We start from the raw sequence: 23133 nt of genomic DNA, 5'->3' as shown, positions 1-23133 counted from the left end.
TTCAAACCTCCCGACCAAGCTGCGGGACGGTTGATTTATCGCTATGCCCGGACATCGCGCTTTCAAAAATCTCAAAGTATCGGCTCACGCCCGATCGCACACTAAACCGACTTGCTGTCAACTTCGCAGCGTCGGCAAGAGCTTCGTACTCTCCCGCCGACTTCGAAACCTTGCATACACTTCTGGCAATTCCTTGATGGTCGAAGAAATCCACCAACACGCCATTAACTCCATCAACGACCACTTCCGTTACCGGAGCCGTATCCGACGCAACGACCACACATCCAGACGCCATCGCCTCCAGTAACGACCACGACAAGACAAACGGATACGTCAAATAAACATGGACTTTCGAGCACTCAAGAACCGCCCGGTAAGTCTGGTAAGGAAGTTTCCCCGTGAAATGCACGCTGGAGTGATCGAAACTGACCTCCGCCTCCATCCTGCTACGCCAATCCGGATACCCGATCGGCTTGCTGCCATAACTGACGTCATCACCGCCAACCACGATGATCTGCGCATCCGGGCACTCAGCCTGAATATGCGGGATCGCTCGCATAAAACTGTGAAACCCGCGATAAGGCTCGAGGTTTCTGGCGACATAGGTAACGATCGGTTGTCCGGCGCTCAGCTCGACTCCATTGGGCAACCTGACAGCCCCGATGTTCGTCAGGTCTGAACTTTGAATGACACCTTCGTGAATGACCCGGATTGCCGACCGGTAAGCCGCCGGGAAAAGGCTGCGCTGCCACTGCGTAGGCGCGATGGCGATATCGCATTGCTCAAGATTCAAAAGATGCAGCGAATTGAGCACTCGCAGCCTTGCTGACTCCCTCGTGGCTCGAGGGAATTCAGGGTCGAAGCCGGAATCGGCGCCCTGCGCTCGATAGTAATACTCACAATAGTGAATCAGCGGCGTATCGGGATAGACGTCCTTGGCGAACAACGTTTCTCCCCATCCGGGATGAGCAAGAATGACATCTGGCTGATACCCCGAACGTTTCAGCCTGCTCAGAATTTCAAAAACCTTCTGCCCGTCGATCACTGCTTGTTCGTAGCGGATCAGATAGGGGTGAATATTGCCGGGCGCTCGGCTTGTCGCTCGATATCGATGGATTTTCACCACGGCGACTCCCGGCGCCGCGTCCCGGCCTATCGCCACAACCTCGTCACGCCGGGCCAGCGCCGCCAGCACCACATGGCGGAACTGCCCCGGAAAATTTTGGTGAATAACCAGAAGCTTCATAGCGCTGACGTCCATTTTTCGCCGCTATTGAGCTGAGGTGTTCTCGCGTCGTTCGGCATCCACAAACGCTAACAAATGCCAGCAAATGAAAATGTAGGACGCTTCCGGGAATGTCTTGGGAGAAGGCAAACGGAACGACTTTTCGACGGGCAAAAAAAAGCGGCGCTCTAAGCGCCGCTTGTTCGTTGCGGTGATTTACCAGCGGTTGCCGCGGCCGTTGTAATCACGGCGACCGCTGTGGCGGTCGTAGTTGCCGCGACCGCGATGATCGTTGTCCCAACCGCCACGACGGTGGCCGTCCCAGCGTCCGCGATCGTTGCCGTGCCAGCGACGGCTTTCGTAATAACGCGGGGCCGGTTGATAGTGACGCGGTGCCTGGTAATAACGCGGTTGCTGGTAGTAGCGCGGCGCTGGCTGGTAGTAGCGCGGCTGGGTGTAATAGGTGCCGCCGCTGCGGTAATAAGAGCCGCCACCGCTGTAATAGGCCGGTGCGGGTGATGTGTAGACCTCTGACCTGTAGTAGCTGTCTCCGTATGAATAGGGGACGCATCCGCCAAGGGAAAAAAGCATCACGGCAAGCAGTACGATTCGGCGATACATGGCGGCCTCCTGGACCGCGGGTTGGCCAAACCAGCGACGCTGGCAGGCGACAGTCACTAATTCGGTGACTGTCGAAAAATCAGACAGCGATTTCCGAATCTGGTGCGTTCCTGCAACAAGTTGAAACAAGTGATTATGAAATCCTGTTTACCCCTCGAATGACCGCTCGGTTCGACACCCGCCACGCTGCATGACGGTGCAATCGCGCACCACTCCGATGCGTGGTCGACCGCCCCACTCGCGTCCGCAACCCGGCAGATCCCCGCGCCAGAGGGCTCGGCCCGACTTGGCACGCCTCTCGCTTTAACAAACCCGTGCAGGAGTCATCACAGGTTCGCGGCACCACAATTTGCAATGGCTGACTAGGGTTCCGGCTCGCAAGCGCGAGTGGCTGGTCCGAGAGTTGGCGACCTCCAGTTGAGGTTACACGGCGGGACAAAAGCCCGGGAGACAAGCCACCGTTCGCGGTGCCGCGTTGCCTTCCTGTCCGCCCTCGATCAACTGGAGAATCCGCAATGATCCGACTACGTTTCCCCGCCCTGCTCGCCGCCGCCTTCGCCGCGCTCATCAGCACGCAATCTTCCGCCGCTCAGAAAGACCACTTTAGCGTGTGCTGGACGATCTACGCCGGCTGGATGCCATGGGAATACGCCGGCAGCCAGGGCATCGTCGACAAATGGGCGCAAAAATACGGGATCAAGATCGACGTCGTGCAGCTCAACGATTACGTCGAATCGATCAACCAGTACACCGCCGGCCAGTTCGACGGCTGCACCATGACCAACATGGATGCGCTGACCATTCCCGCTGCCGGCGGGGTCGACAGCACCGCGCTGATCGTCAGCGACTTCTCCAACGGCAACGACGGCATCGTGCTCAAGGGCGAAGGTAAAAAAGTCGCCGATCTGAAAGGCATGGACGTCAATCTGGTCGAGCTGTCGGTCTCGCATTACCTGCTGGCTCGCGCGCTGGACTCGGTGGACCTGACCGAGAAAGACCTGAAAGTGGTCAACACCTCCGACGCCGACATTGCCGCCGCATTCAACACCGACGACGTCAACGCCGTGACCACCTGGAACCCGATGCTCTCGGATATCAAGGCCAGACCCGGCGTCACCGAAGTGTTCAATTCCAGCCAGATCCCTGGCGAGATCATGGACATGATGGTGGTCAACAGCGCCACCCTCAAAGACAACCCGGCACTGGGCAAAGCGCTGACCGGGGCGTGGTTCGAAGTGGTCGCTTTGATGAACGCGAAAAATGCCGCGAGCAAAGCTGCGCTGGAACACATGGCCAAGGCCTCTGGCACCGATCTCGCCGGCTTCCAGGCGCAACTGGACACCACAAAACTGTTCGCCACGCCGAGCGAAGCGCTGAGTTTCGCCACCAGCAAACAACTGCCCGACACCATGCGCAAGGTCGCCGAATTTTCCTTCGAACACGGCCTGCTCGGCGAAGGCGCGAAAGACCCGAGCGCGGTCGGCATGTCCTTCGCCAACGGCGTGACCAGCGGCGACACCGCCAATCTGAAGCTGCGTTTCGACCCGACTTACGTGCAGATGGCCGCCGACGCCAAGCTGTAAGCTACGGAGGATTTGGCCATGCGCCTGATCAATCGCCACCCCGATCGCCCGAGTCGCCTGTTGCTGGTGATCCTGCCGTTCGCGCTTGTGCTGTTCGCCTACTTCACCGGCTCGGCCGAGCGCCTGGCGGACAACCCCAACGACAAACTGCTGCCCAGCGCCGTACAGATGAGCGACGCAGTGAAACGCCTGGCCTTCAACGCCGACAGCCGCACCGGTGAATACCTGTTGTGGCAAGACACCGCGTCGAGTCTGCGCCGCTTGGCCATCGGCCTTGGCATCGCCGCGCTGGCGGGTCTTTGCCTCGGTATTGCGGCAGGCACCCTGCCGCTGTTCGGCGCGCCGTTGTCGCCACTGCTGACGGTGCTGTCGATGGTGCCGCCGCTGGCGATCCTGCCGATTCTGTTCATCGTCTTCGGCCTGGGCGAGTTGTCGAAGGTCATGCTGATCGTCATCGGCATCACCCCGGCGCTGGCGCGGGACCTGGAACAGCGTGCCCGCGACATTCCGGTCGAACTGTTGATCAAGGCGCAGACCCTCGGCGCCTCGACCTGGACGCTGATGCTGCGCGTGGTCCTGCCGCAGTTGTTGCCGCGCTTGCTGATCTCGCTGCGTTTGATGCTTGGCTCAGCGTGGCTGTTCCTGATTGCCGCCGAAGCGATCGCCTCGACCGACGGCCTCGGCTATCGAATTTTTCTGGTGCGGCGCTACCTGGCGATGGACGTGATCCTGCCCTACGTGGTGTGGATCACCCTGCTCGCCTGGCTGATGGACTGGGGTTTGAAACAGCTGACCCATCGCGCTTTCCCTTGGTACGAGGGAGCGGCGAAATGAGCTTCATCACGGTGAAAAACGTCTGGCAGCAATACGCCGATCAAGTGGTTCTGGAAGGCTTGAACCTGAGCGTCAACGAAGGCGAGTTCTGCACTTTGGTCGGCGCCTCCGGGTGTGGCAAATCGACCTTCCTGCGCCTGCTGCTCGGCCAGGAAACCGCCAGTCGCGGGGAGATTCTGCTCGACGGGCAGCCCTTGGCCGGCGAACCGGATGCCAGCCGAGGGGTAGTGTTCCAGCGCTACTCGGTGTTCCCGCATCTGAGCGTGCTCGACAACGTCGCCCTCGGTCTCGAATTGCCGCGGGCGCCGTTGCTTGGCCGGCTGTTCGGCAGCGCTAAACGCGAGGCCCGCGAACAGGCAGGGGCGCTGCTGAGCAAAGTCGGCCTCGGCCATGCGCTGGACAAGTATCCGGCGCAGCTGTCCGGCGGCATGCAGCAACGTTTGGCCATTGCCCAGGCGCTGATCATGAAGCCGCGCGTGTTGCTGCTCGACGAGCCGTTCGGCGCGCTCGATCCGGGCATTCGCAAAGACATGCACGCGCTGCTGCTGGAGCTCTGGCGCGAGACGCAACTGACGGTGTTCATGGTCACCCACGACCTGTCCGAAGGCTTCAGCCTGGGCACGCGCCTGCTGGTGTTCGACAAGGTGCGCCTCGACCCGCACGCCCCCGGCGCCTATGGCGCCCGCATCACCTACGACATTCCGTTGAACAGCGACCGCCGCGCCCAGCGCGCCGCCGTCGAGGCCTTGCCGCTGCCGCTGGCGGGCACCCTTCGCACTGCTTGAGAGGACTGCTTTGATGAACACGCCGATGACCGATTCGACCCAACTGTTTCCACCCTTCGCCGAAGAATTGCTGCCGGGCGGCGGCCACCGTTCGTTCGTGCTCAAGCGCGGCCAATTGCTGCGCCTGACCGACCTGCGCGGCGGCGCCAATGTCAGCCTGACCTTGCTCAATGCCAATGAAAAAACCGAACGGCTGAACCTGCCCGACAGCCTCAAATGCCAACACACCGCCAAGCTCACTGCCGGCCACTGCCTGTACTCGGACATGGGCCGCGTACTCGCCGCGATCACCGCCGACACCTGCGGTTGGAGCGACAGCCTCGGCGGTGTGCTCTGCGCACAGGAAGTCGCAGAAAAGTACGGTCAGGGCCGCTACCAGGAACTGCGCAACGGCTTCTTTCGCAATGGCACCGACAACCTGCTGGTGGAGCTCGGCAAGTGGGGCCTGGGCCTGTCCGACCTGCTGATGACCCTCAATCTGTTCAGCCGCGTGAGCGTCGATGAGGCCGGACGTTTCCACTTTGTCGAAGGCAATTCGAAGGCCGGCGACTACATCGAGTTGTACGCGCCGATGGACACCCTGGTGGTGCTCACCGCCCTGCAACATCCGATGGACCCGTCCCCTGAATACGCTCCGAAACCCTTGAAGCTGAGCTGGATGAACGCCGACGCCAGCGTCGCCGAACACTGCCGCACCTCGCGCCCGGAGAACGAGCGCGGCTTCATCAACACCGACCGTTTGTTCGCCTGAGGATCGCTGCCATGTCACTCGCAATCGCCACTTCGCATAAGCAACCCGACAGCGCGATCTACCGCGCGACCATTCCCGCCGGTGAACCCTGGCTGATGGAGGTCAAGGCCGGGCAGACCCTGCGCATTCTCGACCTGGAAGGCAATCAGGCGATCGATACCTTGTTCTATAGCCTCGACAACCCGAAGGAACGCTACGACGTGCAGCGCACCTTGCGCCGACAGAACAGCGTCTACCTGAGCACCGGCAGCGTGCTGTATTCCAACCTCGGCCAGCCGATGCTGACCATCGTCGCCGACACCTGCGGACGCCACGACACCCTCGGCGGCGCCTGCGCGCAGGAAAGCAACACCGTGCGCTACGCCCTGGAAAAACGCTACATGCACAGCTGCCGCGACAACTACCTGCGCGCCTGCGCCCACGACGGACGTTTGAGCAAGAGCGACATCGGCCCAAACATCAACTTCTTCATGAACGTGCCGGTGACGGCGGATGGCGGGCTGACCTTCGAGGACGGCATTTCCGCGCCGGGCAAGTACGTCGACTTGCGCGCGGAGATGGACGTGATCGTGCTGATTTCCAACTGCCCGCAGCTTAACAACCCGTGCAATGCCTACAACCCGACCCCGGCGGAGTTGCTGATATGGAACTGACCCTGAGCCGTTTACGCCGTTGGCTTTTTGCGCTGTGCCAGGCGCGTTCCGGGCAGTGCCTGAAATCCACCAGACAACCCTGAACTCTGTGGGAGCGAGCCTGCTCGCGAATGCGCAGTGTCATTCAGCATTGATGTGGCTGATCCAACGCCTTCGCGAGCAGGCTCGCTCCCACAGGGGGTTTGTGGTGGGTTGGAGTGAAGTGTGTTTTTTCCATCCGGGACGGCCCGGATGTCTGTCGAAAAACAGCGGGACGGCCCGCTCCCCCTTCAGGGGTTATGCCATGTTCGAAAAAATCCTTATCGCCAACCGAGGCGCGATCGCCTGTCGCATCCTGCGCACGATCAACGTGTTGAAGGCCAAAGGCGTCGCGGTGTACTCAGAGGCTGACGCCGCCAGCCTGCATATTTCCCAGGCCGCTGAAGCGTACAGCCTCGGCGAAGGCGCGGCCTCGGCGACCTATCTGGCGGTCGACAAGATTCTCGCCATCGCTCAACAGAGCGGCGCCACTGCGATTCACCCTGGCTACGGATTTCTCTCCGAAAACGCGGCGTTCGCCGAAGCCTGCGAAGCGCGGGGCATTGCCTTTATCGGCCCGACGCCGGAGCAATTGCGCGTATTCGGACTCAAGCACACCGCACGCGCGCTGGCCAGACAGCACGGCGTACCGATGCTGGAAGGTACCGACCTGCTCGACAGCCTCGACGCCGCATTGGCTGCTGCCGACCAGGTCGGCTACCCGGTGATGCTGAAAAGCACCGCTGGCGGCGGTGGCATCGGCATGCGCGTGTGCCGCAGCGCCAGCGAATTGAGCGAGTCGTTCGAAGCGGTCAAGCGCCTTGGGCAGAACAATTTCAGCGACGCCGGCGTGTTCATCGAAAAGTACATCGAACGCGCGCGGCATTTGGAAGTGCAAGTGTTCGGCGACGGTCGCGGTGAGGTCATCGCCCTCGGTGTGCGCGACTGTTCGGTGCAGCGGCGCAATCAGAAAGTCCTCGAAGAAACCCCGGCGCCGAACCTGCCCGAAGGCATGGCCGATGAGCTGTACGCTGCGGCGATCAAACTGGCGCAAGCGGTGAATTACCGCAGCGCCGGTACTGTCGAATTCGTCTTCGACAGCGAGGCCCAACGCTTCTATTTTCTTGAAGTGAACACGCGCTTGCAGGTCGAACACGGCGTCACCGAACAGGTGTGGGACGTGGATCTGGTGCGCTGGATGATCGAACTGGCCGCCGGTGATCTGCCGCCGCTGAACGAGTTGTATCAGGGCCTCGAACCGCAGGGCCATGCGATTCAGGCACGTTTGTACGCGGAAGATCCGGGGCGCGATTTCCAGCCGAGCCCGGGCCTGCTGACCGTTGTGCAATTCCCGCCGGCCAATGGCGTTGAATTGCGCATCGACACCTGGGTCGAGGCCGGCGTCGAGATCCCGCCCTACTTCGATCCGATGATCGCCAAGCTCATCACCTGGGCGCCGAGTCGCGAACAGGCTTGCGCCGAACTGCATAAGGCACTGGGCGACAGCCTGCTGTATGGCGTCGAAACCAACCGCGATTACCTGCGACAGATTTTGCTCGATGCGCCGTTCGCCAGCGGCCAGCCTTGGACCCGTTGTCTGGAAAATCTGCTGTATCGCGCCAATACCTTCAAAGTCCTCAGCGCCGGCACGCAAACCAGCGTACAAGACTATCCCGGACGCCTCGGTTACTGGGCCGTCGGCGTGCCACCCTCGGGTCCGATGGACAGCCGAGCGCTGCGTCTGGGCAATCGCCTGCTCGGCAATGAACAAGGCGCAGCCGCACTGGAAATCACCATGAGCGGGCCGATCCTGCGCTTCAATTGCGATGCCGTCGTCGCAGTGACCGGCGCGCCGATTGCCTTGACCCTTGACGCTGAACAGGTGCCGATGAACACCGCACTGCTGATCCCGGCCGGCGCCACATTGCAGCTGGGCAGCATCAGTGGCGTCGGTGCGCGCAGTTATCTGTGCCTGCGCGGCGGCGTGCAGGTGCCGGATTATCTGGGCAGCAAAAGCACCTTCACCCTCGGCCAGTTCGGTGGGCATGGCGGGCGCGCGTTGAGGGCCGGTGACGTCTTGCATGTGCCGGCATTGACCGACCGCAGCGCCGGCCGGCAACTGGCCGAACAGCACATCACTGCGCTGCCGAGCGTGCGCCAGATCCGGGTGATCTACGGGCCGCACGGTGCGCCGGAATACTTCAGTGAAAACTACATCGCCACGTTCTTCGCAACCCGGTGGGAAGTGCATTTCAACTCCAGCCGCACCGGCGTGCGTCTGATCGGGCCAAAGCCTGAGTGGGTGCGTGAGGATGGCGGTGAAGCGGGCCTGCATCCGTCGAACATTCATGACAATCCGTACGCGATTGGCGCGGTGGATTTCACTGGCGACATGCCGGTGATTCTCGGCCCGGATGGCCCGAGCCTGGGCGGTTTTGTCTGCCCGGTGACGGTGATCGAGGCGGATCTGTGGCAGCTGGGGCAGCTCAAGGCCGGCGATAAAATCCAGTTCATCCCCGTCGACCTCGGCACCGCCCGCGATCTCGCCCTGAAATGGGATCAATGTAGGAGTGAGCCTGCTCGCGATGAAGTTGATGCGGTGTCTGATCTGGCCTCATCGCGAGCAGGCTCACTCCTACAAGGGATTGTGTCGCCTGTGGTTCTTGAGTTGGGTCAGGGGGATCGGCGGCTTGTCGGGCGGGTTTCTGGCGACACTCATCTGCTGCTGGAAATCGGCGAGCCCGAGCTCGATCTGGTCCTGCGCTTTCGCGCCCACGCGCTGATGCAGGCGCTGGAAAGCCAAGCCCTGCAGGGTGTGATCGACCTCACCCCAGGCATACGCTCGCTGCAAGTGCACTACCAACCGGAGCAACTGCCGCTGGCCGATCTGCTCGGCATCATCGCTGGCGAATGGGACGCGGTGTGCGCCGCCAAGGACTTGCAAGTGCCGTCGCGCATCGTGCACTTGCCGCTGTCGTGGGACGACCCGGCCTGCCAGTTGGCCATCGACAAATACATGACCACCGTGCGCAAGGACGCGCCGTGGTGCCCGAGCAATCTGGAGTTCATCCGGCGCATCAACGACCTGCCGAATCTCGATGAGGTGCAGCGCACGGTGTTCGATGCCAGCTATCTGGTGATGGGCCTCGGCGATGTCTATCTCGGCGCACCGGTGGCCACGCCGCTCGACCCGCGTCATCGTCTGGTGACCACCAAGTACAACCCGGCACGCACCTGGACCGCCGAGAACTCGGTAGGCATCGGCGGCGCCTACATGTGCGTGTACGGCATGGAAGGCCCTGGCGGTTACCAGTTTGTCGGGCGCACCTTGCAGATGTGGAATCGCTATCGCGAAGTCGCCGCGTTCGACGGCAAACCGTGGTTGCTGCGCTTCTTCGATCAGATCCGTTTCTACCCGGTCAGCGCCGAAGAACTGCTGCGCATTCGCCGCGACTTCCCGCTGGGGCGCTTCGATCTGAATATCGAACACAGCCAGCTCAACCTCGCCGACTATCAGGCATTTCTCCGTCAGGAAGCCGAGGGCATCAGCGCTTTCCGTGCGCAGCAACAGGGTGCGTTCAAGGCTGAACGCGAGCGCTGGATTGCCAGCGGCCAGGCGCATTTCGACAGCGAAGAAGCCGGGCCGGAGGCTGGCGAAGACGCCCCGCTCGAGAACGGTCAGCAAAGCGTCGACAGCCACATCGCCGGCAATCTCTGGCAAGTACAAGTGGAGGCTGGCCAGCGTGTCGCGGCGGGCGATGTGCTGGTGATTCTCGAGTCGATGAAGATGGAAATCCCGGTGCTCGCGCCGCTGGCCGGCGTGGTGCGAGAGATCCGCGTGCAGCCCGGTTCAGCGGTGCGCGCCGGACAACGGGTCGTGGTGCTGGAACTCGACTGAAGCCATTTTTTGATAAGGATCAACCGATGAATCTGCAACTCGATGCACTGCGCCAGGCCTATCGCAACGGCGTCACCACACCGCGCCAACTGCTACTGCAACTTCGGGAAAAAGCCGCTGCGCTGAACCCCGACTATCACCTGTTCATTCACTTGCTCAGCATCGATGACCTGGAGCCGTATCTGGCCGCTCTCGACGGTCGCGACCTCGAGAGTTTGCCGCTGTATGGCGTACCGTTCGCGATCAAGGACAACATCGATCTGGCCGGCATTCCCACTACCGCCGCGTGCCCGGCGTTTGCTTATGTGCCGCAGCAGTCGGCGACTATCGTCGAGCAACTGTTGGCGCTGGGGGCGATTCCGCTGGGCAAGACCAATCTTGATCAATTCGCCACCGGCCTCAATGGCAGCCGCTCGCCTTATGGTGCGTGCCCGAACAGCGTTTTGGCGGAATATCCGTCCGGCGGTTCCAGCGCCGGTTCGTCACTGGCAGTGGCGCTGGGCGTGGCCAGTTTTGCCTTGGGCACCGACACCGCAGGCTCCGGCCGGGTCCCGGCGGCGTTGAATAATCTGGTCGGTTTGAAGGCGAGCAAAGGCCTGATTTCCACCGCCGGCGTGCTGCCCGCCTGCCGTACGCTGGACTGCGTGACCACTTTCACCGCCACCGCCCGCGAGGCCAGTCAGTTGCTGGCATTGACGGCGAAACACGATCCGCGTGATGAATACAGCCGATGCAATCCAGCGTGGAATGACGGCTCGGCGTTCGGTGCGCCACGGCCGTTCCGCTTCGGCGTGCCACGGCCGCAAGACCTGGAGTTTTTCGGCTGCAACCAGGGGCCGAAATTGTTTGAAGCGGCCATCGAACGACTCAAGGCCTTGGGTGGCGAAGCGGTCGAGTTCGACCTGTCGCCGTTTCTTGAAGCAGCGCGTCTGCTCTACGACGGGCCGTGGGTCGCCGAGCGTTACAGCGTCGCCGGTGAGCTGATGGAGCAGAATCCCGAAGCAGTGCTGCCGGTGATCCGTGCGGTGCTGGCCAAGGCACCGGCGGCGACCGGCGTGCAAACCTTTCGTGCGCAATATCGATTGCAGGCGCTCAAAGCCTTCTGCGACCAGGCTTTGGAAAATCTTGACTGCGTGCTGACGCCGACCATCGGCCGTCCAGTGACGCTGGCCGAGCTTGAGGCCGAGCCGGTGCTGCGCAATTCCGAACTCGGCTATTACACCAACTTCATGAACCTGCTCGACTACGCCGCCGTCGCCGTGCCGACTGCATTCATGAGCAACGGTTTACCCTGGGGTGTGACGTTGTTCGGGCGGGTGTTTACCGATCAGTATCTGTTGAGCGTGGCGGATGCGTTGCAACGCCAGCAGGACAGCGCCCTGCCAACTCCGGCGAACGCCGCGCGCAACGACCGCGCACGATTGGTGGTGTGTGGTGCGCATCTGCAAGGACTGGCATTGAACTGGCAACTGACTGAGCGTGGCGGGCGCTTGCTGGAAACCACGTTCAGCTCGCCGGACTATCGACTGCACGCCCTGGCCGGCGGCCCACCGCTGCGTCCGGGGATGGTACGAGTCAAGGACGGCGGCGTGGCGATTGCCGTGGAGGTTTGGGAGTTGCCGAGCACTGAGCTGGGCTCGTTTCTCACCGGGATTGCGGCGCCGCTGGGACTGGGCAAGGTGCAACTGGCGGATGGGCGCTGGGAAAGCGGGTTTATTTGCGAAGCGTATGGGCTGGAGGGTGCTTTGGATATCAGCCACCTGGGGGGATGGCGGGCGTATCTTCAAACGTTGGCCTGACCCTTGCCTTTGTAGGAGTGAGCCTGCTCGCGATGGCGGTGTATCAGTCACAGTTTCGGTGACTGCTACACCGCCATCGCGAGCAGGCTCACTCCTACAGGACTTGCATCGTGTCAGTGCATACAGGAACGCCCCGACGCCGCACAGGGAGCAGTTATTTGCGCGCAGTGCCACTAGAATGCATCCCATCGGGCCACTGCCAACGGATCTGCCATGCCGCTTCGCTCTCCCTTGTACTCGCAACGTTCCCTGGTGCTCACCCTCGTCGCCCTGCTCGGCGCCGGGTTCCTGGCCACATCGCTGTTGAGCTATTTCGCCTCCCGCGCGTCGATCCGCGACAATATCGTCAACACCGAACTGCCGCTGACCTCCGACACGGTCTATTCGGAAATCCAGAAAGACCTGGTCCGGCCGATCCTGATTTCTTCGATGATGTCCCGCGACACGTTCATGCGCGACTGGGTGGTCAACGGTGAACAGAACCCCGAGCAGATGACCCGTTACCTCGACGAAGTCATGACCCATTACGGCGCCTACACCGCGTTCTTCGTTTCCAATGCCACGCTCACCTACTACCACGCCAAAGGCGTGCTCAAGCAGGTCAGAATCGAAGTGCCGCGCGATGCCTGGTATTTCCGCGTGCGCGACATGCAGGACCCGTACGAGATCAACGTCGACCCGGATCTGGCCAACAAGGACAACCTGACGTTCTTCATCAACTACAAGGTCTACGACTACCACAACCGCTTCATCGGTGCGGCGGGCGTAGGCCTGACCGTGGACGCGGTGATCAAGCTGATCGACAAGTATCAACAGCGCTATCAACGCAGCGTGTACTTCGTCGACACTTTCGGCCGCCTCGTGTTGACCGGTGCCGAGGGCGGCCCGGAAGGCGCGCACATCGGCCAGAGCCTCGGCGAACTGGAAAGCATGAAAAGTCTGGTGAGCCAGTTGCCCAAGCCACACAGCGGCAGCTACGAATATTCCACCCACGGCCAGGGACATTTTCTCAACGTGCGGTTTATCCCCGAGTTGAACTGGTACCTGTTCGTCGATAAACGTGAGGACGGCGCGCTGAGCGAGATCCGCCAGTCGCTGTATCTCAACCTGCTGATCTGCCTGCTGGTGACGCTGGTAGTGCTGGCGCTGCTCAATCGGGTGATCAAGCGATTCCAGGCGAAGATCCAGGCGCATGCCACCCTCGACAGTCTCACCGAACTGCCGAATCGACGCGGCTTCGACATTCTTGCCGCGCAAGCACTGCACGAGGCTCAACGCGAAACCAGGCCGCTGACCGCGCTGTTGCTCGACCTCGACCACTTCAAGGCGTTGAACGACACCTACGGGCACATGGCCGGCGATCAGGTGTTGATCGGCTTCGCCCGCGACCTGCAAAGTTGCCTGCGCCACGCCGATATCGTCTGTCGCTGGGGTGGTGAAGAATTCATCGTTCTGTTGAAAGACACCGACGGCGAGACTGCGCAGAAAATCGCCGAAAAAATCCGTCAGCACGTCGAGCAACAGGAATATGCCTACGACGGCCACAGCCTGCATCTGACCGTGAGCATCGGCGCCACCACCGTGCAACGCGATGACACCTTGCACAGCCTGCTGTCCCGGGCCGATCATGCGATGTACCGCGCCAAGCAAGCCGGGCGCAACCGCACCTGCATGGAAATGCCGCACTCCACCTATGCCTGATAACGACGTCAAACCCGACCATTGCCCGGCCTGCGGCGCCCGCAACGACTGCAGCCTCGCCGACCCGCGCACCGCCGATCGCGAATGCTGGTGCTTCGGCGTAACCATCGATCCGGCAGTGCTCGAGGCGCTGCCGGCCGAGCTGCGCAATCAATCCTGTCTGTGCCCGCGTTGCGCGCAGGTCGACGCGCAACTGCAAGCAGTCCGGCGGATGATCCCGTAAGATGCGCGGCCCTTTATCCGTTGAAATCTGACCATGCGCGTCGACCGGTTCCTCAGCAATCTGCCCCGCTACAACCGTCAGCAGGTTCGCCTGTTGCTGGTGGAAAAGCGCGTGCGCATTGACGGAAAAATCGTCAGCGACCCGCACAGTGAGGTGCTGGAGTTCAGCAGGGTCGAAGTTGACGATGAGGTGCTGCAAAGCGGTAAACCGGCGCGCTATTTCATGCTGCACAAACCGCCAGGCTGCGTCAGCGCCACCCGCGATCCGCAACATGCGACCGTGCTCGACCTGCTCGATGAACCGGACAAGGAAGAACTGCACATCGCCGGTCGCCTTGATTTCAACACCACCGGGCTGATGCTGATCACCAACGACGGCGCCTGGTCGCGGCGCCTGACGCAGCCGCAAACCAAACTGCCGAAGGTCTATTACGTCGAAACCGAACAGGACATCGACGCCGGCTACGCGCGGAAATTTGCCGAGGGCATCTACTTCGCTTTCGAAGATCTGACCACGCAACCGGCGCAGCTGGAGCTGCTCGGTCCACGCGCGGCAAGGCTGAGCATCGTCGAAGGCCGCTACCATCAGGTCAAGCGCATGTTTGGCTACTTCAACAACAAAGTCCTGCGCCTGCACCGCGAATCCATGGGCGAACTGCCCCTCGATCACGCGCTAAAACCGGGCGAGTACCGCGCTTTGCGCACCGAAGAGATTCATTTGTTCTGAGCCCGCGACCGCTCAGCCGAAGTTGTCGAACAATTTACCGACGGCACTTGCGTGATGTGAAGTCCCCTGCTTGAATCAGGACGTCGGCCGAAATGTGACCGATGAGTCACCACATACTTCCAAGAAACTTTTTGTCGGTCGTCTGCCCTCAAGGGCTGCGCCTCAGCCGGCAATCTGCCCGCCAATAACAACACCCGTCGACCTGCCGTACCGGATCGACATGGGCCAGCACATTCCAGGCGTATGCCTACCTGTCACAAAGCTCGTGCAATCTCGATTGCGCGCATACCCGCTTGCTTGCCAGGAGTCTTATGACATGAGGCCAGAAATCGCTGTGCTGGATATACAGGGTCAGTATCGGGTTTACACGGAGTTCTATCGCGCAGACGCCGCAGAAAAGACCATCATTCTGGTCAACGGCTCGATGGCCACGACTGCGTCGTTTGCACAGACCGTGAAAAACCTGCACCCGCAATTCAACGTGGTCTGCTACGACCAGCCCTACGCGGGCCGGTCAAAAGCCCACAACCGGCATGAGAAACATCTGACAAAGGAAGTTGAAGGGCAGATTCTGCTGGAGCTGATCGACCACTTTGCTGCCGAGCACGTGCTGTCGTTCTCATGGGGCGGTGCGGCAACACTGGTCGCCCTCGCCCAGCAGCCCCGGCGTATCGAAAAAGCCGTGATCAGCTCGTTTTCACCGGTGATCAATGCGCACATGCTCGATTACCTCGAGCGCGGCGTCGATTACCTCGGCAGCCGCGACGGCGACCGGGTCGGTCATCTGGTCAACAACACCATCGGCAAACACCTGCCGTCGCTGTTCAAACGTTTCAACTATCGCCACGTCAGCAGCCTCGCCGAGCATGAATACGGGCAGATGCACTTTCACATCAACGACGTGCTGCACAGCGACCGACAGTGCTATCTGAACGCGGCGAAAAAGATCAACGTGCCGGTGCTGTTTCTCAACGGCGAATGGGACGAATACACTGCCGCCGAGGACGCGCGCCTGTTCGGCAATCACGTCGCGCACAGCAGCTTCACCACATTGCAAGCCACCGGGCACTTTCTCGACATGGAACACAAGGCCGCCTGCCGCGACAGCCAGAACGCCCTGCTGGGCTTCCTGAAACCTGCGCCGCAAGCCAGCCGAACGCGCTACTCGTTTGTGCAGGATCAACATGCACTGGCCATTTGAAACCGCGTCATCGCGGGCAAGGCTGCAAGCCTGAGGTGCCTTACTGCACCGGCGCAGCACTTGCTCGCGATCGACCGATTTCTGCGTGGCAAAGCCATCGCGGAGAAAAGAAAACTTCAAATCCGTGGCCGAGTCTGGTACAAAGTCAGCCGCTCTGAGCGGGTATAGTTTAGTGGTAGAACGAAAGCTTCCCAAGCTTTAGATGAGGGTTCGATTCCCTCTACCCGCTCCACCGAATATTGATCTCGCGTTGGGCTGTCTGACGGGGGATGCAGGAATGAAAAACCGGCCTTGATGGCCGGTTTTTTTGTGCGCGGGATTTGGTGGAAGACAATTTCCGAGTAAACCTTTCAGCTCTAAAAGAAAACATTCCGAAAGAATTAAATCCACTATTTTGTGTTTTATCAGGGTTTTTGGCCTGTAGCATATGTTTTTTTGGATTTAACCTATACTTCAGACATTCGTTGTCAATATGAGACTTTGTCATGCTCGACCTTGATCTCAGTACAGCCGCCGAAATCGTCAAACGCATCTGCGGTCGGCTTCGTACAGAACGGCTCGCTCTGGAAATGACCCAGGCTGATGTGGCCGCACGCGCCGGTATCGGAGTAAACACCGTATCGAATCTGGAGTCTGGACGTAACGTCGGGTTCGAAAACCTGGTGCGCGTTGCGATGGTGCTTGGCCGAGGAAAAGAATTCGAAGTCCTTTTCCAGCCGAAGCTCGAAACCCTGGAAGATATCCTGCGTTACGAAAACAGCGCCAAGCGTCAGCGCATCAAAAGGAAACCTGACAATGCTTGAAAGAGTTGAGGTTTATTACGACGGTTGGGGGGAGCGTTGGCTGTGGGGCTCGCTTGTTTCCACCACAGCCTTGACCGGGCGCCCGCTGGTAGTGTTTGAGTACAGCGATGAGGCAAAGAAAAAAGCCCTGGAACTGTCTTCCCTTCGCCTCCCGTTAGCGGGTGGGAAACTACGGCGAGATTTTCCATCACATCAAATGGGTCTGCCAAGCCCGGTCTATGACGCGTTGCCGGATGGTTGGGGCATGCTTCTGATGGATCGTTTGTTCAAACGTCGCGGCCTCAACGCCGCACGCATCGGCCCCTTGGAGCGTTTGGCCTATGTCGGTGATCATGCGATGGGAGCCATGTCGTTTGAGCCTGTCGCTCCTGAGCTACTGGTTCCGCCTACCCACGGCCCGATTGAACTGCTGGCGGCGGAAGTTCGCGAAGTGCTCAACGGTGACGGTGCAGAGTTGCTGCAGAAATTATTGTTGGTGGGTGGCTCGCCGCAAGGTGCCAGACCCAAGGCTTTGGTATATCGCGATCCCGAAACCGGGACGTTTACCACGGCGCCTGCTTCTGGACTCGAAGCCTGGCTAGTGAAATTCCCCGGACAGGGCGAGCATCCCGAAGTCTGCGCAGTCGAAATGGCCTACTCAGAATGTCTGCGTTTGTGCAGCATTGAGACGCCTGATAGCCAACACTTCCGCCTGCCTGACGGGATGGCCGCTTTCGCCAGCCAACGCTTCGATCGACAAGACGGACTGCGCATCCCCATGCAGAGTTTGGCAGCCTTCACGGGCGCCGACTTTCGATCCCCAGGCGCATTGGATTACGTGAACTTTCTCCGCGCTACCCATCACTGCACTAATGACGTCCGCGAGAAATCGCTGGCCTTCGAACGTGCGATTTTCAACGTCGCGTTCAACAACCGGGATGATCATCCGAAGAATTTTGCCTATCTCATGTCGTCTGCCGGCGAGTGGAAGTTGTCGCCTGCCTTCGACGTGACCTTCTGCGAAGGGCCCGGCGGTTATCATCAAATGGATGTTATGGGTGAAGCTTTGGAAATCGGCCGTAAAGAGGTGCTGAAGCTTGCGCAGGAAGCGGAAGTCTCGAGAGATAAAGCGGAGGACCTGATTGATCGAATTTGCGCTGTTGCCAGTCGGTTTTCGACGATTGCTGCCGAGCTGCTGCCGAACGAGATAACCCCAGAGACTTTGCAAATCATCCAGAGAAGGATCGATATCAACGTCGCCCTCCTTCGTTGAAGCGGCGGCCACGTTCGCTCATCCAGTCGCAATGACTGGTTGAGCGATGCGCTGCCGTTTTGCCGCGTTAAACCTCATGGCAAAACACTGCAACACAACCATCTGTCCTAGAAATATGCACGGCCTAGACTGGATTGGCTGCACGGTGGAAAGTCTATTGATCTACGAAGTTCAGTAGGTATAGTAACCACCAAGCACACCACAAGGAGGTGTTGTGAATAGCCGTTTTTTAATCGGACAAATCGTGGCAGACGGGTGGTTTCTGGTGCGCATCCGGGGCAGCCATCATCACTTCAAGCATCCAACCAAACCTGGACTGGTAACAGTGCCGCATCCGAAAAAGGATCTGCTCAAAAAAAACGGCCGTCAGTATTTTGCAACAGGCCATGCTCTGAATCCGTTCTCAGCATTGCCATGGAGGATCACGAACATGCTTTACCCGATTGCGATTTCAATAGGCGACGAGGAACACGCCTGGGGAGTTGAGGTGCCGGACCTTCCCGGTTGTTTTTCTGCCGGCGAAGACCTTGATGACGCCGTCGCCATGGCGCGCGAGGCGATCGAAGGTCATTTCGAAATTCTGGCTGACGACGGTGCGCCGATTCCACCGGCCAGCAAATTGAGCCTGCATGTCGTCAATCCGAAGTACGCCGGATGTGCGTGGGCGGTAGTGGATATCGACGTGGTCAAATACCTGGGCAAAGCACAGAAGCTCAACATCACTCTGCCGGGGCACTTGCTCAATCGCATCGATGAGTACGTCTTGCATCATCCGGAGGAGAAGAGCCGCTCAGGGTTTCTGGCTTCGGCGGCGTTGAAGGTTTTGCAGCAAGGTTAAAACCATGCTTACCAACCGGCTCTCTGTAGCCGGTTTTTTGCGTGTGAAGTTTGCGCCAGCACATGTCTTGCATTCAATGTTGAACGCCCGTCCGCAATGCGCATTCAAGATTGCCCTTCGTTGGGCTCACGCTCAAAACGACCAGATCAACGCGGAGACCGTTTAATGAACATCAAACCCATTCGTAGTCCGGAAGACCTGAGCGCAGCATTGCTGCGCATGGAACAGCTGTGGGTGCAGAAATCGACTCGCCGGATGGCGATGAGTTGGAAATTCTCGCTCTGCTGATCGAAAAGTATGAGGAGCAGCATTTTCCGATGCAGCCTTCTGATCCCATTGAAGCCATCAAATTTCGTATGGATCAGCAAGGCTTGACGCCGCGGGATCTTTAGCCCTTTATCGGCACAAGCGGCCGTGTTTCGGAAGTGTTGAACCGTAAGCGCAAGCTGAGTCTGGCGATGATCAAACGTCTGCACGATGGCTTGCGTATTCCTTATGAATGCCTGCTCGCCAGTGTCTGAAAAATATATCGCACGAAAAACCGGTCGCTACGACCGGTTTTTTTTGCCCGGAAATCAGCGCTGGCTAACCCACCGGCACCACATTATCCAGCACCTGATTCACCGCCAGCTCGCCCAGCATGACGACCTGGGCGATGCCGAGCAGGGTTTTGCGCTGGCTGCCGTCGAGCAAGGCGGCGAAGTCGCCGAGCATGACGCTGGCCGAGCCGAGGGATTCGCTGGCATTGACCAATAGCGACTCGGTGTCGGTGCTCGGGTTGACCTGAAACATGCTGCTGGTCTGGTACGGCGGTGAAGTGGTTTTCGGTGGAATGAGGTAGTGGTCGAGGGCGCGTTCGGCGGCTTCGTGGAGTTTTTTTGAATCGAGGGATTCGTACGGAGAGACCGGATCGGTTTCCGGCGGATTTGGCGTTACTTTGAACACGGGGGCGGTACCTTTAATTTGAGCCACATCCACCACGCTACTAAACGGGAGGGTGGCGGCTGTACGCAAGTTAGTAGACCGGACCCATCCCCCATCCGGCGCACCCGAAGGCGCCATGCGCACAGCCACCATAAAATACAGGCACGCGCCTGATTCAACGGAACTCGTGCAACCGTTACAAGGAGGACATTTCCGGGCTACTAAACCCGATCACTGGAAATCAGTGACGCGAACCAAGTTACCGACCGCCCTCCAAGCGCACAAGCCGGCGGATTCTGGCGTACCGGTAGGCAGCGGCGCAAGGATTTGTAGGCATCGGGACGTAACGTGATTCGACTTTAAACAGCCATGGCGCAACCCGTGTAAAAGCGCTGAAAACCGCGAGACCTTTCCGACGAATTCAGCGTGAACGAGTTGAAAGGATGCCGCGACCATGCCGCAGCTGGCGCTGGTCCAAGATCGCCACAGGACGATGATGGTGGCGGTAGCGATGATCGGGTTTCGTGCTTCAAGAGGCCCCTCACCCTAGCCCTCTCCCGAGGGAGAGGGGACCGATCGGGTTGTTCTTGCGAGTTACGCCGACCTGAAAGAATGCGTCGAACTCAGGATATAAAAGCGAGACCGCTGCGGGAGCACTTCAGCGAGTCGCAACAATAAACAAGCGTGGAAACGGTAACAGCACCGAGCCGTCAGCCAATGCTGGATAAGCCTTTGCAATTTCCGCCAGATACTGCTGCAGATACTGCGCCCGCTCATCCTCGGTCAACGGGCTCAGGAACGGAATCAACCCGCTACCCTTGAACCACTCAACCACCCCCGCCGCTCCGTCCGCCAGTGGATGATGATAAGTCGTGCGCCACACATCGACCCGCGTGCAGTGCGGCCGCAGCATCGAGAAATACTCGCTGGCACTGGCCATGTCGGTACGTTGCCCCGCAGCGTCTGCCAGCTTGCTCGCCCAAGGGCCATTCGCGGCGACTTCACGCATCAAGCGGTGGGACGGTTCATTGAGGTTGTCCGGCATCTGGATCGCCAGGCTGCCGCCGTCGGAAAGCTTGCTCGCCAGGGCTGGCAGCAACGAAGCGTGATCAGGCACCCACTGCAGCACAGCGTTGGCGAAGATCACATCGAACGGACCTTGGTCAGCCCATTTGTCGATCTCGGCCACCTGAAACTGCAAATCTGGCAAGCGCTTGCGCGCGGCGGCGATCATGTCCGGCGAACTGTCGAGGCCACTGACCGTTGCCTCAGGAAACCGCTGCACCAGCAACTCGGTGGAATTGCCCGGCCCGCAACCAATGTCCACCACCGCCCTCGCCTGCGCCGTGGGTATCGCCGCCAACAGATCCCGGGCCGGGCGGGTGCGTTCATCTTCGAAAGCGACGTATTGTTTGGCTGACCAACTCATTGCGTTCTCCTGTCGGGGCGTTCAATTGCTGTTCACGATACAGGCAGCATGAAAAGCAATTCCAGTGCGAACTCTGCAAGAGGTGTCTGAGTGAACGGTCCACTCTCCATCAATCGTAATAGCCGACGGTTTTTTTCAGATGATCCGAGAACTCATAGATGTCATCCACCGAATTGATCGCATGACGGGTCTCGTTTTTTTCTTCATCGAAGATGCCGAGATACTTTTGTGATCGATTGAAATGCAAACGGCAGATCGGTTTGCGATTGTTGTCGTCCAGCAAGATACCGAAATAGCTCTGCGTATCGCGCTGAACAATGCGCTTGGCATCAACGACAGAGCGAACCAACGCCCGAACGATGTGATAGCCCTCCAGCTCTTCCAGCGTTGTTAAAACCTTGTCATCTGATTCGTCACGCGGATCTACCGGATCAGTTCCGGCAGGAACTGACGGCAGGGAGGCCAGCGCTGGCTGGATAGCGCCGCTCATGGCCGATTTGAGCCGATCATTGATCTGGTCATTCAAGAATTGCCCGACAGCTTTTCTGGTTAGCTCGTGAAACTGGTCGCGCACTTTCTGTGTGATCACGCCGTCATAAACCCGAGAAGCGAAAACCTTTACAAAATCATCGTCCGGCTTGCTGACCTGCGCGGCGAGGACCTTCTTGATTTGGCTGACATATTTCAACTCCCCCGCTGCATTGATGATGGAGTCAACGTCAAAAGCCGACTTGGTCAACTTAACCAGCTCAGGGACCGAATATTCATCGATGTCCAGCAGATCCAATTCAAGGAAGGGCTTCTCGTCCATTTTGTTCGGCGCATCCAGATCGGTAAAAAATTTATAGACCTGGCCGTTGGTGAGAATGGAGATCCGAGCGCTGGTGACATGGAAGTAGCGAAACAACTGCGAGGCATGGTTGATGTGCAACGATTCACCGATTTTTTTGCATTCAATCAAAATCTGCACCTCCCCCTCTTTCATGATCGCGTAGTCGATCTTCTCGCCTTTCTTGGTGCCGATATCGCAGACGAACTCGGGGGTCACCTCGGTCGGGTCAAAAACGTCGTAACCCAGAACCGTACTGATAAAAGGCATGACGAATGCATTTTTCGTTGCTTCCTCAGTCTGGATCGCAGCGCTCTGCAAGCGGACTTTTGCGGCTAGGCTGGCTAACTTTTCGAAGAATTCCATGAGGCGCCTCGTACGGGTTTCTATCCGTGGAATGAGATGATGGCAGTTTGACTGCCACTTGATACTAGACCTAAACCTCCACAATGAAAGGTGTCCATATAGAAGCCTTGGATTGGCGAGTCCTGCCCGAGGTATTGAGTGAATGAGGAAGTTGTAAACAGAATTTTCAGCGCAACGCCGGTGTCTGAATTTCAAGCTCCCAAAACAAGGACTTCCATCATGAAATTCGCCAAGATTGCCCAGAAACTTGCCCTGTGGGCCGGTAGCCCGAAGACGTTCATGGGGGCGTTGATTCTGATCGGGTTGTGGGGTTTGAGCGGGCCGATTTTTGGCTACAACGACACCTGGCAACTGATCATCAATACCTCGACGACGATCATCACGTTCCTGATGGTGTTCCTGATTCAGAACACGCAAAACCGCGATACCGACATTCTGCATTTGAAACTTGATGAACTGTTGCGCGTGAACAAGGAAGCGCAAAACGCGATGCTCGGGCTGGAGGCGCTGGATTTGAAGCAGCTTGAAGCGCTGCGCCGGCATTACCGTGCACTCGGCGAAAATCAGGTGTTTGATCTTGAGGGTTTGGGTGACAAGAGCAAGCCGAAGCAGGATTTGAACGAGTGCTGAACAGACTCGGCCGCGCCTGCATTACTCCATGCGGGGCGGCCGAA

The 23133-nt window shown here is 59.2% G+C and carries 20 protein-coding genes, 1 tRNA gene, 2 pseudogenes and 1 riboswitch; of the genes and pseudogenes, 18 read left to right on the top strand and 5 right to left on the bottom strand.

Features of this window, described 5'->3' with window-relative positions; translation table 11 throughout:
- Position 1: 1 nt before the first annotated feature.
- On the bottom strand, positions 2–1246 hold the full coding sequence (locus J2Y90_RS12555) for a glycosyltransferase family 4 protein (protein ID WP_253500045.1): 1245 nt from the start codon (positions 1244–1246) through the stop codon (positions 2–4).
- Between the two features lie 195 nt (positions 1247–1441).
- Positions 1442–1846 (bottom strand): hypothetical protein, encoded by a 405-nt coding sequence (locus J2Y90_RS12550; protein WP_039760873.1) that lies wholly within the window; start codon positions 1844–1846, stop codon positions 1442–1444.
- Between the two features lie 351 nt (positions 1847–2197).
- Positions 2198–2298, top strand: a riboswitch (guanidine-I (ykkC/yxkD leader).
- Between the two features lie 63 nt (positions 2299–2361).
- Here J2Y90_RS12550 and J2Y90_RS12545 point away from each other — a divergent pair.
- From J2Y90_RS12545 to J2Y90_RS12470, 17 genes and pseudogenes are all read left to right on the top strand, one after another.
- A complete protein-coding gene (locus tag J2Y90_RS12545; RefSeq protein ID WP_253500042.1) occupies positions 2362–3429 on the top strand; it encodes a putative urea ABC transporter substrate-binding protein in 1068 nt (355 codons plus the stop codon).
- A gap of 18 nt (positions 3430–3447) precedes the next feature.
- Complete coding sequence (locus J2Y90_RS12540) at positions 3448–4263, top strand: ABC transporter permease (RefSeq protein WP_253500039.1); 816 nt, start codon at positions 3448–3450, stop codon at positions 4261–4263.
- Positions 4260–5048, top strand: a complete 789-nt coding sequence (locus J2Y90_RS12535; protein ID WP_253500036.1) for an ABC transporter ATP-binding protein — start codon at positions 4260–4262, stop codon at positions 5046–5048. Before J2Y90_RS12540 ends, J2Y90_RS12535 begins: the two co-directional genes overlap by 4 nt.
- Before the next feature lie 25 nt (positions 5049–5073).
- Positions 5074–5799, top strand: coding sequence for an urea amidolyase associated protein UAAP1 (locus tag J2Y90_RS12530; protein WP_253505150.1), 726 nt, complete (start codon positions 5074–5076; stop codon positions 5797–5799).
- Between the two features lie 11 nt (positions 5800–5810).
- Positions 5811–6452, top strand: a complete 642-nt coding sequence (locus tag J2Y90_RS12525; protein WP_253500033.1) for an urea amidolyase associated protein UAAP2 — start codon at positions 5811–5813, stop codon at positions 6450–6452.
- A gap of 283 nt (positions 6453–6735) precedes the next feature.
- Positions 6736–10368: an urea carboxylase gene (gene uca / locus J2Y90_RS12520; RefSeq protein ID WP_253500030.1), complete on the top strand. Its 3633-nt coding sequence runs from the start codon at positions 6736–6738 to the stop codon at positions 10366–10368.
- Positions 10369–10394: 26 nt separating this feature from the next.
- Complete coding sequence (atzF, locus tag J2Y90_RS12515; protein ID WP_253500027.1) at positions 10395–12167, top strand: allophanate hydrolase; 1773 nt, start codon at positions 10395–10397, stop codon at positions 12165–12167.
- 213 nt (positions 12168–12380) lie between these two features.
- Positions 12381–13868 (top strand): sensor domain-containing diguanylate cyclase, encoded by a 1488-nt coding sequence (locus tag J2Y90_RS12510; protein WP_253500024.1) that lies wholly within the window; start codon positions 12381–12383, stop codon positions 13866–13868.
- Positions 13861–14091 (top strand): cysteine-rich CWC family protein, encoded by a 231-nt coding sequence (locus tag J2Y90_RS12505; RefSeq protein WP_253500021.1) that lies wholly within the window; start codon positions 13861–13863, stop codon positions 14089–14091. The genes J2Y90_RS12510 and J2Y90_RS12505 overlap by 8 nt, the downstream gene beginning before the upstream one ends.
- Positions 14092–14124: 33 nt before the next feature.
- The gene (locus J2Y90_RS12500; protein WP_253500018.1) at positions 14125–14817 is read left to right on the top strand and encodes a pseudouridine synthase; all 693 of its coding nucleotides are present in this window, start codon (positions 14125–14127) and stop codon (positions 14815–14817) included.
- 316 nt (positions 14818–15133) lie between these two features.
- A complete protein-coding gene (locus J2Y90_RS12495; RefSeq protein ID WP_041478884.1) occupies positions 15134–16018 on the top strand; it encodes an alpha/beta fold hydrolase in 885 nt (294 codons plus the stop codon).
- Positions 16019–16176: 158 nt separating this feature from the next.
- Positions 16177–16250, top strand: a tRNA-Gly gene (locus tag J2Y90_RS12490).
- A gap of 253 nt (positions 16251–16503) precedes the next feature.
- Positions 16504–16821, top strand: coding sequence for a helix-turn-helix domain-containing protein (locus J2Y90_RS12485; protein ID WP_253500014.1), 318 nt, complete (start codon positions 16504–16506; stop codon positions 16819–16821).
- Complete coding sequence (locus J2Y90_RS12480) at positions 16814–18073, top strand: type II toxin-antitoxin system HipA family toxin (protein ID WP_253500011.1); 1260 nt, start codon at positions 16814–16816, stop codon at positions 18071–18073. The genes J2Y90_RS12485 and J2Y90_RS12480 overlap by 8 nt, the downstream gene beginning before the upstream one ends.
- A 214-nt stretch (positions 18074–18287) precedes the next feature.
- Positions 18288–18416 (top strand): annotated as a pseudogene (locus J2Y90_RS26510) (type II toxin-antitoxin system HicA family toxin); the annotation flags it as partial.
- 87 nt (positions 18417–18503) lie between these two features.
- On the top strand, positions 18504–18911 hold the full coding sequence (locus J2Y90_RS12475) for a type II toxin-antitoxin system HicB family antitoxin (RefSeq protein WP_253505147.1): 408 nt from the start codon (positions 18504–18506) through the stop codon (positions 18909–18911).
- 165 nt (positions 18912–19076) lie between these two features.
- Positions 19077–19432, top strand: a pseudogene (locus J2Y90_RS12470) (helix-turn-helix domain-containing protein).
- A gap of 64 nt (positions 19433–19496) precedes the next feature.
- On the opposite strand, the gene J2Y90_RS12465 reads toward J2Y90_RS12470, so the two are convergent.
- From J2Y90_RS12465 to J2Y90_RS12455, 3 genes are all read right to left on the bottom strand, one after another.
- Entirely contained in the window at positions 19497–19856 is a 360-nt protein-coding gene (locus J2Y90_RS12465) for a DUF6124 family protein (protein WP_253500008.1), read from the bottom strand.
- A 637-nt stretch (positions 19857–20493) separates the two neighbouring features.
- Complete coding sequence (tam, locus tag J2Y90_RS12460) at positions 20494–21264, bottom strand: trans-aconitate 2-methyltransferase (protein ID WP_253500005.1); 771 nt, start codon at positions 21262–21264, stop codon at positions 20494–20496.
- Positions 21265–21373: 109 nt separating this feature from the next.
- On the bottom strand, positions 21374–22459 hold the full coding sequence (locus J2Y90_RS12455; protein ID WP_253500002.1) for a type I restriction endonuclease: 1086 nt from the start codon (positions 22457–22459) through the stop codon (positions 21374–21376).
- Between the two features lie 219 nt (positions 22460–22678).
- On the opposite strand from J2Y90_RS12455, the gene J2Y90_RS12450 reads away from it, so the two are divergent.
- The gene (locus J2Y90_RS12450) at positions 22679–23089 is read left to right on the top strand and encodes a low affinity iron permease family protein (RefSeq protein WP_016771301.1); all 411 of its coding nucleotides are present in this window, start codon (positions 22679–22681) and stop codon (positions 23087–23089) included.
- Positions 23090–23133: the final 44 nt, after the last annotated feature.

The sequence above is a fragment of the Pseudomonas koreensis genome, assembly GCF_024169245.1.
Lineage (GTDB): Bacteria > Pseudomonadota > Gammaproteobacteria > Pseudomonadales > Pseudomonadaceae > Aquipseudomonas > Aquipseudomonas koreensis_F.
Note: the sequence above shows the minus strand (reverse complement) of the source record. Positions and strands in the feature narration are given on the sequence as shown.

What these genes read in the sequence shown, in the direction of transcription:
- J2Y90_RS12555 (WP_253500045.1), bottom strand. Translation starts at nt 1,246, where the DNA reads ATGAAGCTTCTGGTTATTCACCAAAATTTTCCGGGGCAGTTCCGCCAT.
- J2Y90_RS12550 (WP_039760873.1), bottom strand. Translation starts at nt 1,846, where the DNA reads ATGTATCGCCGAATCGTACTGCTTGCCGTGATGCTTTTTTCCCTTGGC.
- J2Y90_RS12545 (WP_253500042.1), top strand. Translation starts at nt 2,362, where the DNA reads ATGATCCGACTACGTTTCCCCGCCCTGCTCGCCGCCGCCTTCGCCGCG.
- J2Y90_RS12540 (WP_253500039.1), top strand. Translation starts at nt 3,448, where the DNA reads ATGCGCCTGATCAATCGCCACCCCGATCGCCCGAGTCGCCTGTTGCTG.
- J2Y90_RS12535 (WP_253500036.1), top strand. Translation starts at nt 4,260, where the DNA reads ATGAGCTTCATCACGGTGAAAAACGTCTGGCAGCAATACGCCGATCAA.
- J2Y90_RS12530 (WP_253505150.1), top strand. Translation starts at nt 5,074, where the DNA reads ATGACCGATTCGACCCAACTGTTTCCACCCTTCGCCGAAGAATTGCTG.
- J2Y90_RS12525 (WP_253500033.1), top strand. Translation starts at nt 5,811, where the DNA reads ATGTCACTCGCAATCGCCACTTCGCATAAGCAACCCGACAGCGCGATC.
- uca (WP_253500030.1), top strand. Translation starts at nt 6,736, where the DNA reads ATGTTCGAAAAAATCCTTATCGCCAACCGAGGCGCGATCGCCTGTCGC.
- atzF (WP_253500027.1), top strand. Translation starts at nt 10,395, where the DNA reads ATGAATCTGCAACTCGATGCACTGCGCCAGGCCTATCGCAACGGCGTC.
- J2Y90_RS12510 (WP_253500024.1), top strand. Translation starts at nt 12,381, where the DNA reads ATGCCGCTTCGCTCTCCCTTGTACTCGCAACGTTCCCTGGTGCTCACC.
- J2Y90_RS12505 (WP_253500021.1), top strand. Translation starts at nt 13,861, where the DNA reads ATGCCTGATAACGACGTCAAACCCGACCATTGCCCGGCCTGCGGCGCC.
- J2Y90_RS12500 (WP_253500018.1), top strand. Translation starts at nt 14,125, where the DNA reads ATGCGCGTCGACCGGTTCCTCAGCAATCTGCCCCGCTACAACCGTCAG.
- J2Y90_RS12495 (WP_041478884.1), top strand. Translation starts at nt 15,134, where the DNA reads ATGAGGCCAGAAATCGCTGTGCTGGATATACAGGGTCAGTATCGGGTT.
- J2Y90_RS12485 (WP_253500014.1), top strand. Translation starts at nt 16,504, where the DNA reads ATGCTCGACCTTGATCTCAGTACAGCCGCCGAAATCGTCAAACGCATC.
- J2Y90_RS12480 (WP_253500011.1), top strand. Translation starts at nt 16,814, where the DNA reads ATGCTTGAAAGAGTTGAGGTTTATTACGACGGTTGGGGGGAGCGTTGG.
- J2Y90_RS12475 (WP_253505147.1), top strand. Translation starts at nt 18,504, where the DNA reads ATGCTTTACCCGATTGCGATTTCAATAGGCGACGAGGAACACGCCTGG.
- tam (WP_253500005.1), bottom strand. Translation starts at nt 21,264, where the DNA reads ATGAGTTGGTCAGCCAAACAATACGTCGCTTTCGAAGATGAACGCACC.
- J2Y90_RS12455 (WP_253500002.1), bottom strand. Translation starts at nt 22,459, where the DNA reads ATGGAATTCTTCGAAAAGTTAGCCAGCCTAGCCGCAAAAGTCCGCTTG.
- J2Y90_RS12450 (WP_016771301.1), top strand. Translation starts at nt 22,679, where the DNA reads ATGAAATTCGCCAAGATTGCCCAGAAACTTGCCCTGTGGGCCGGTAGC.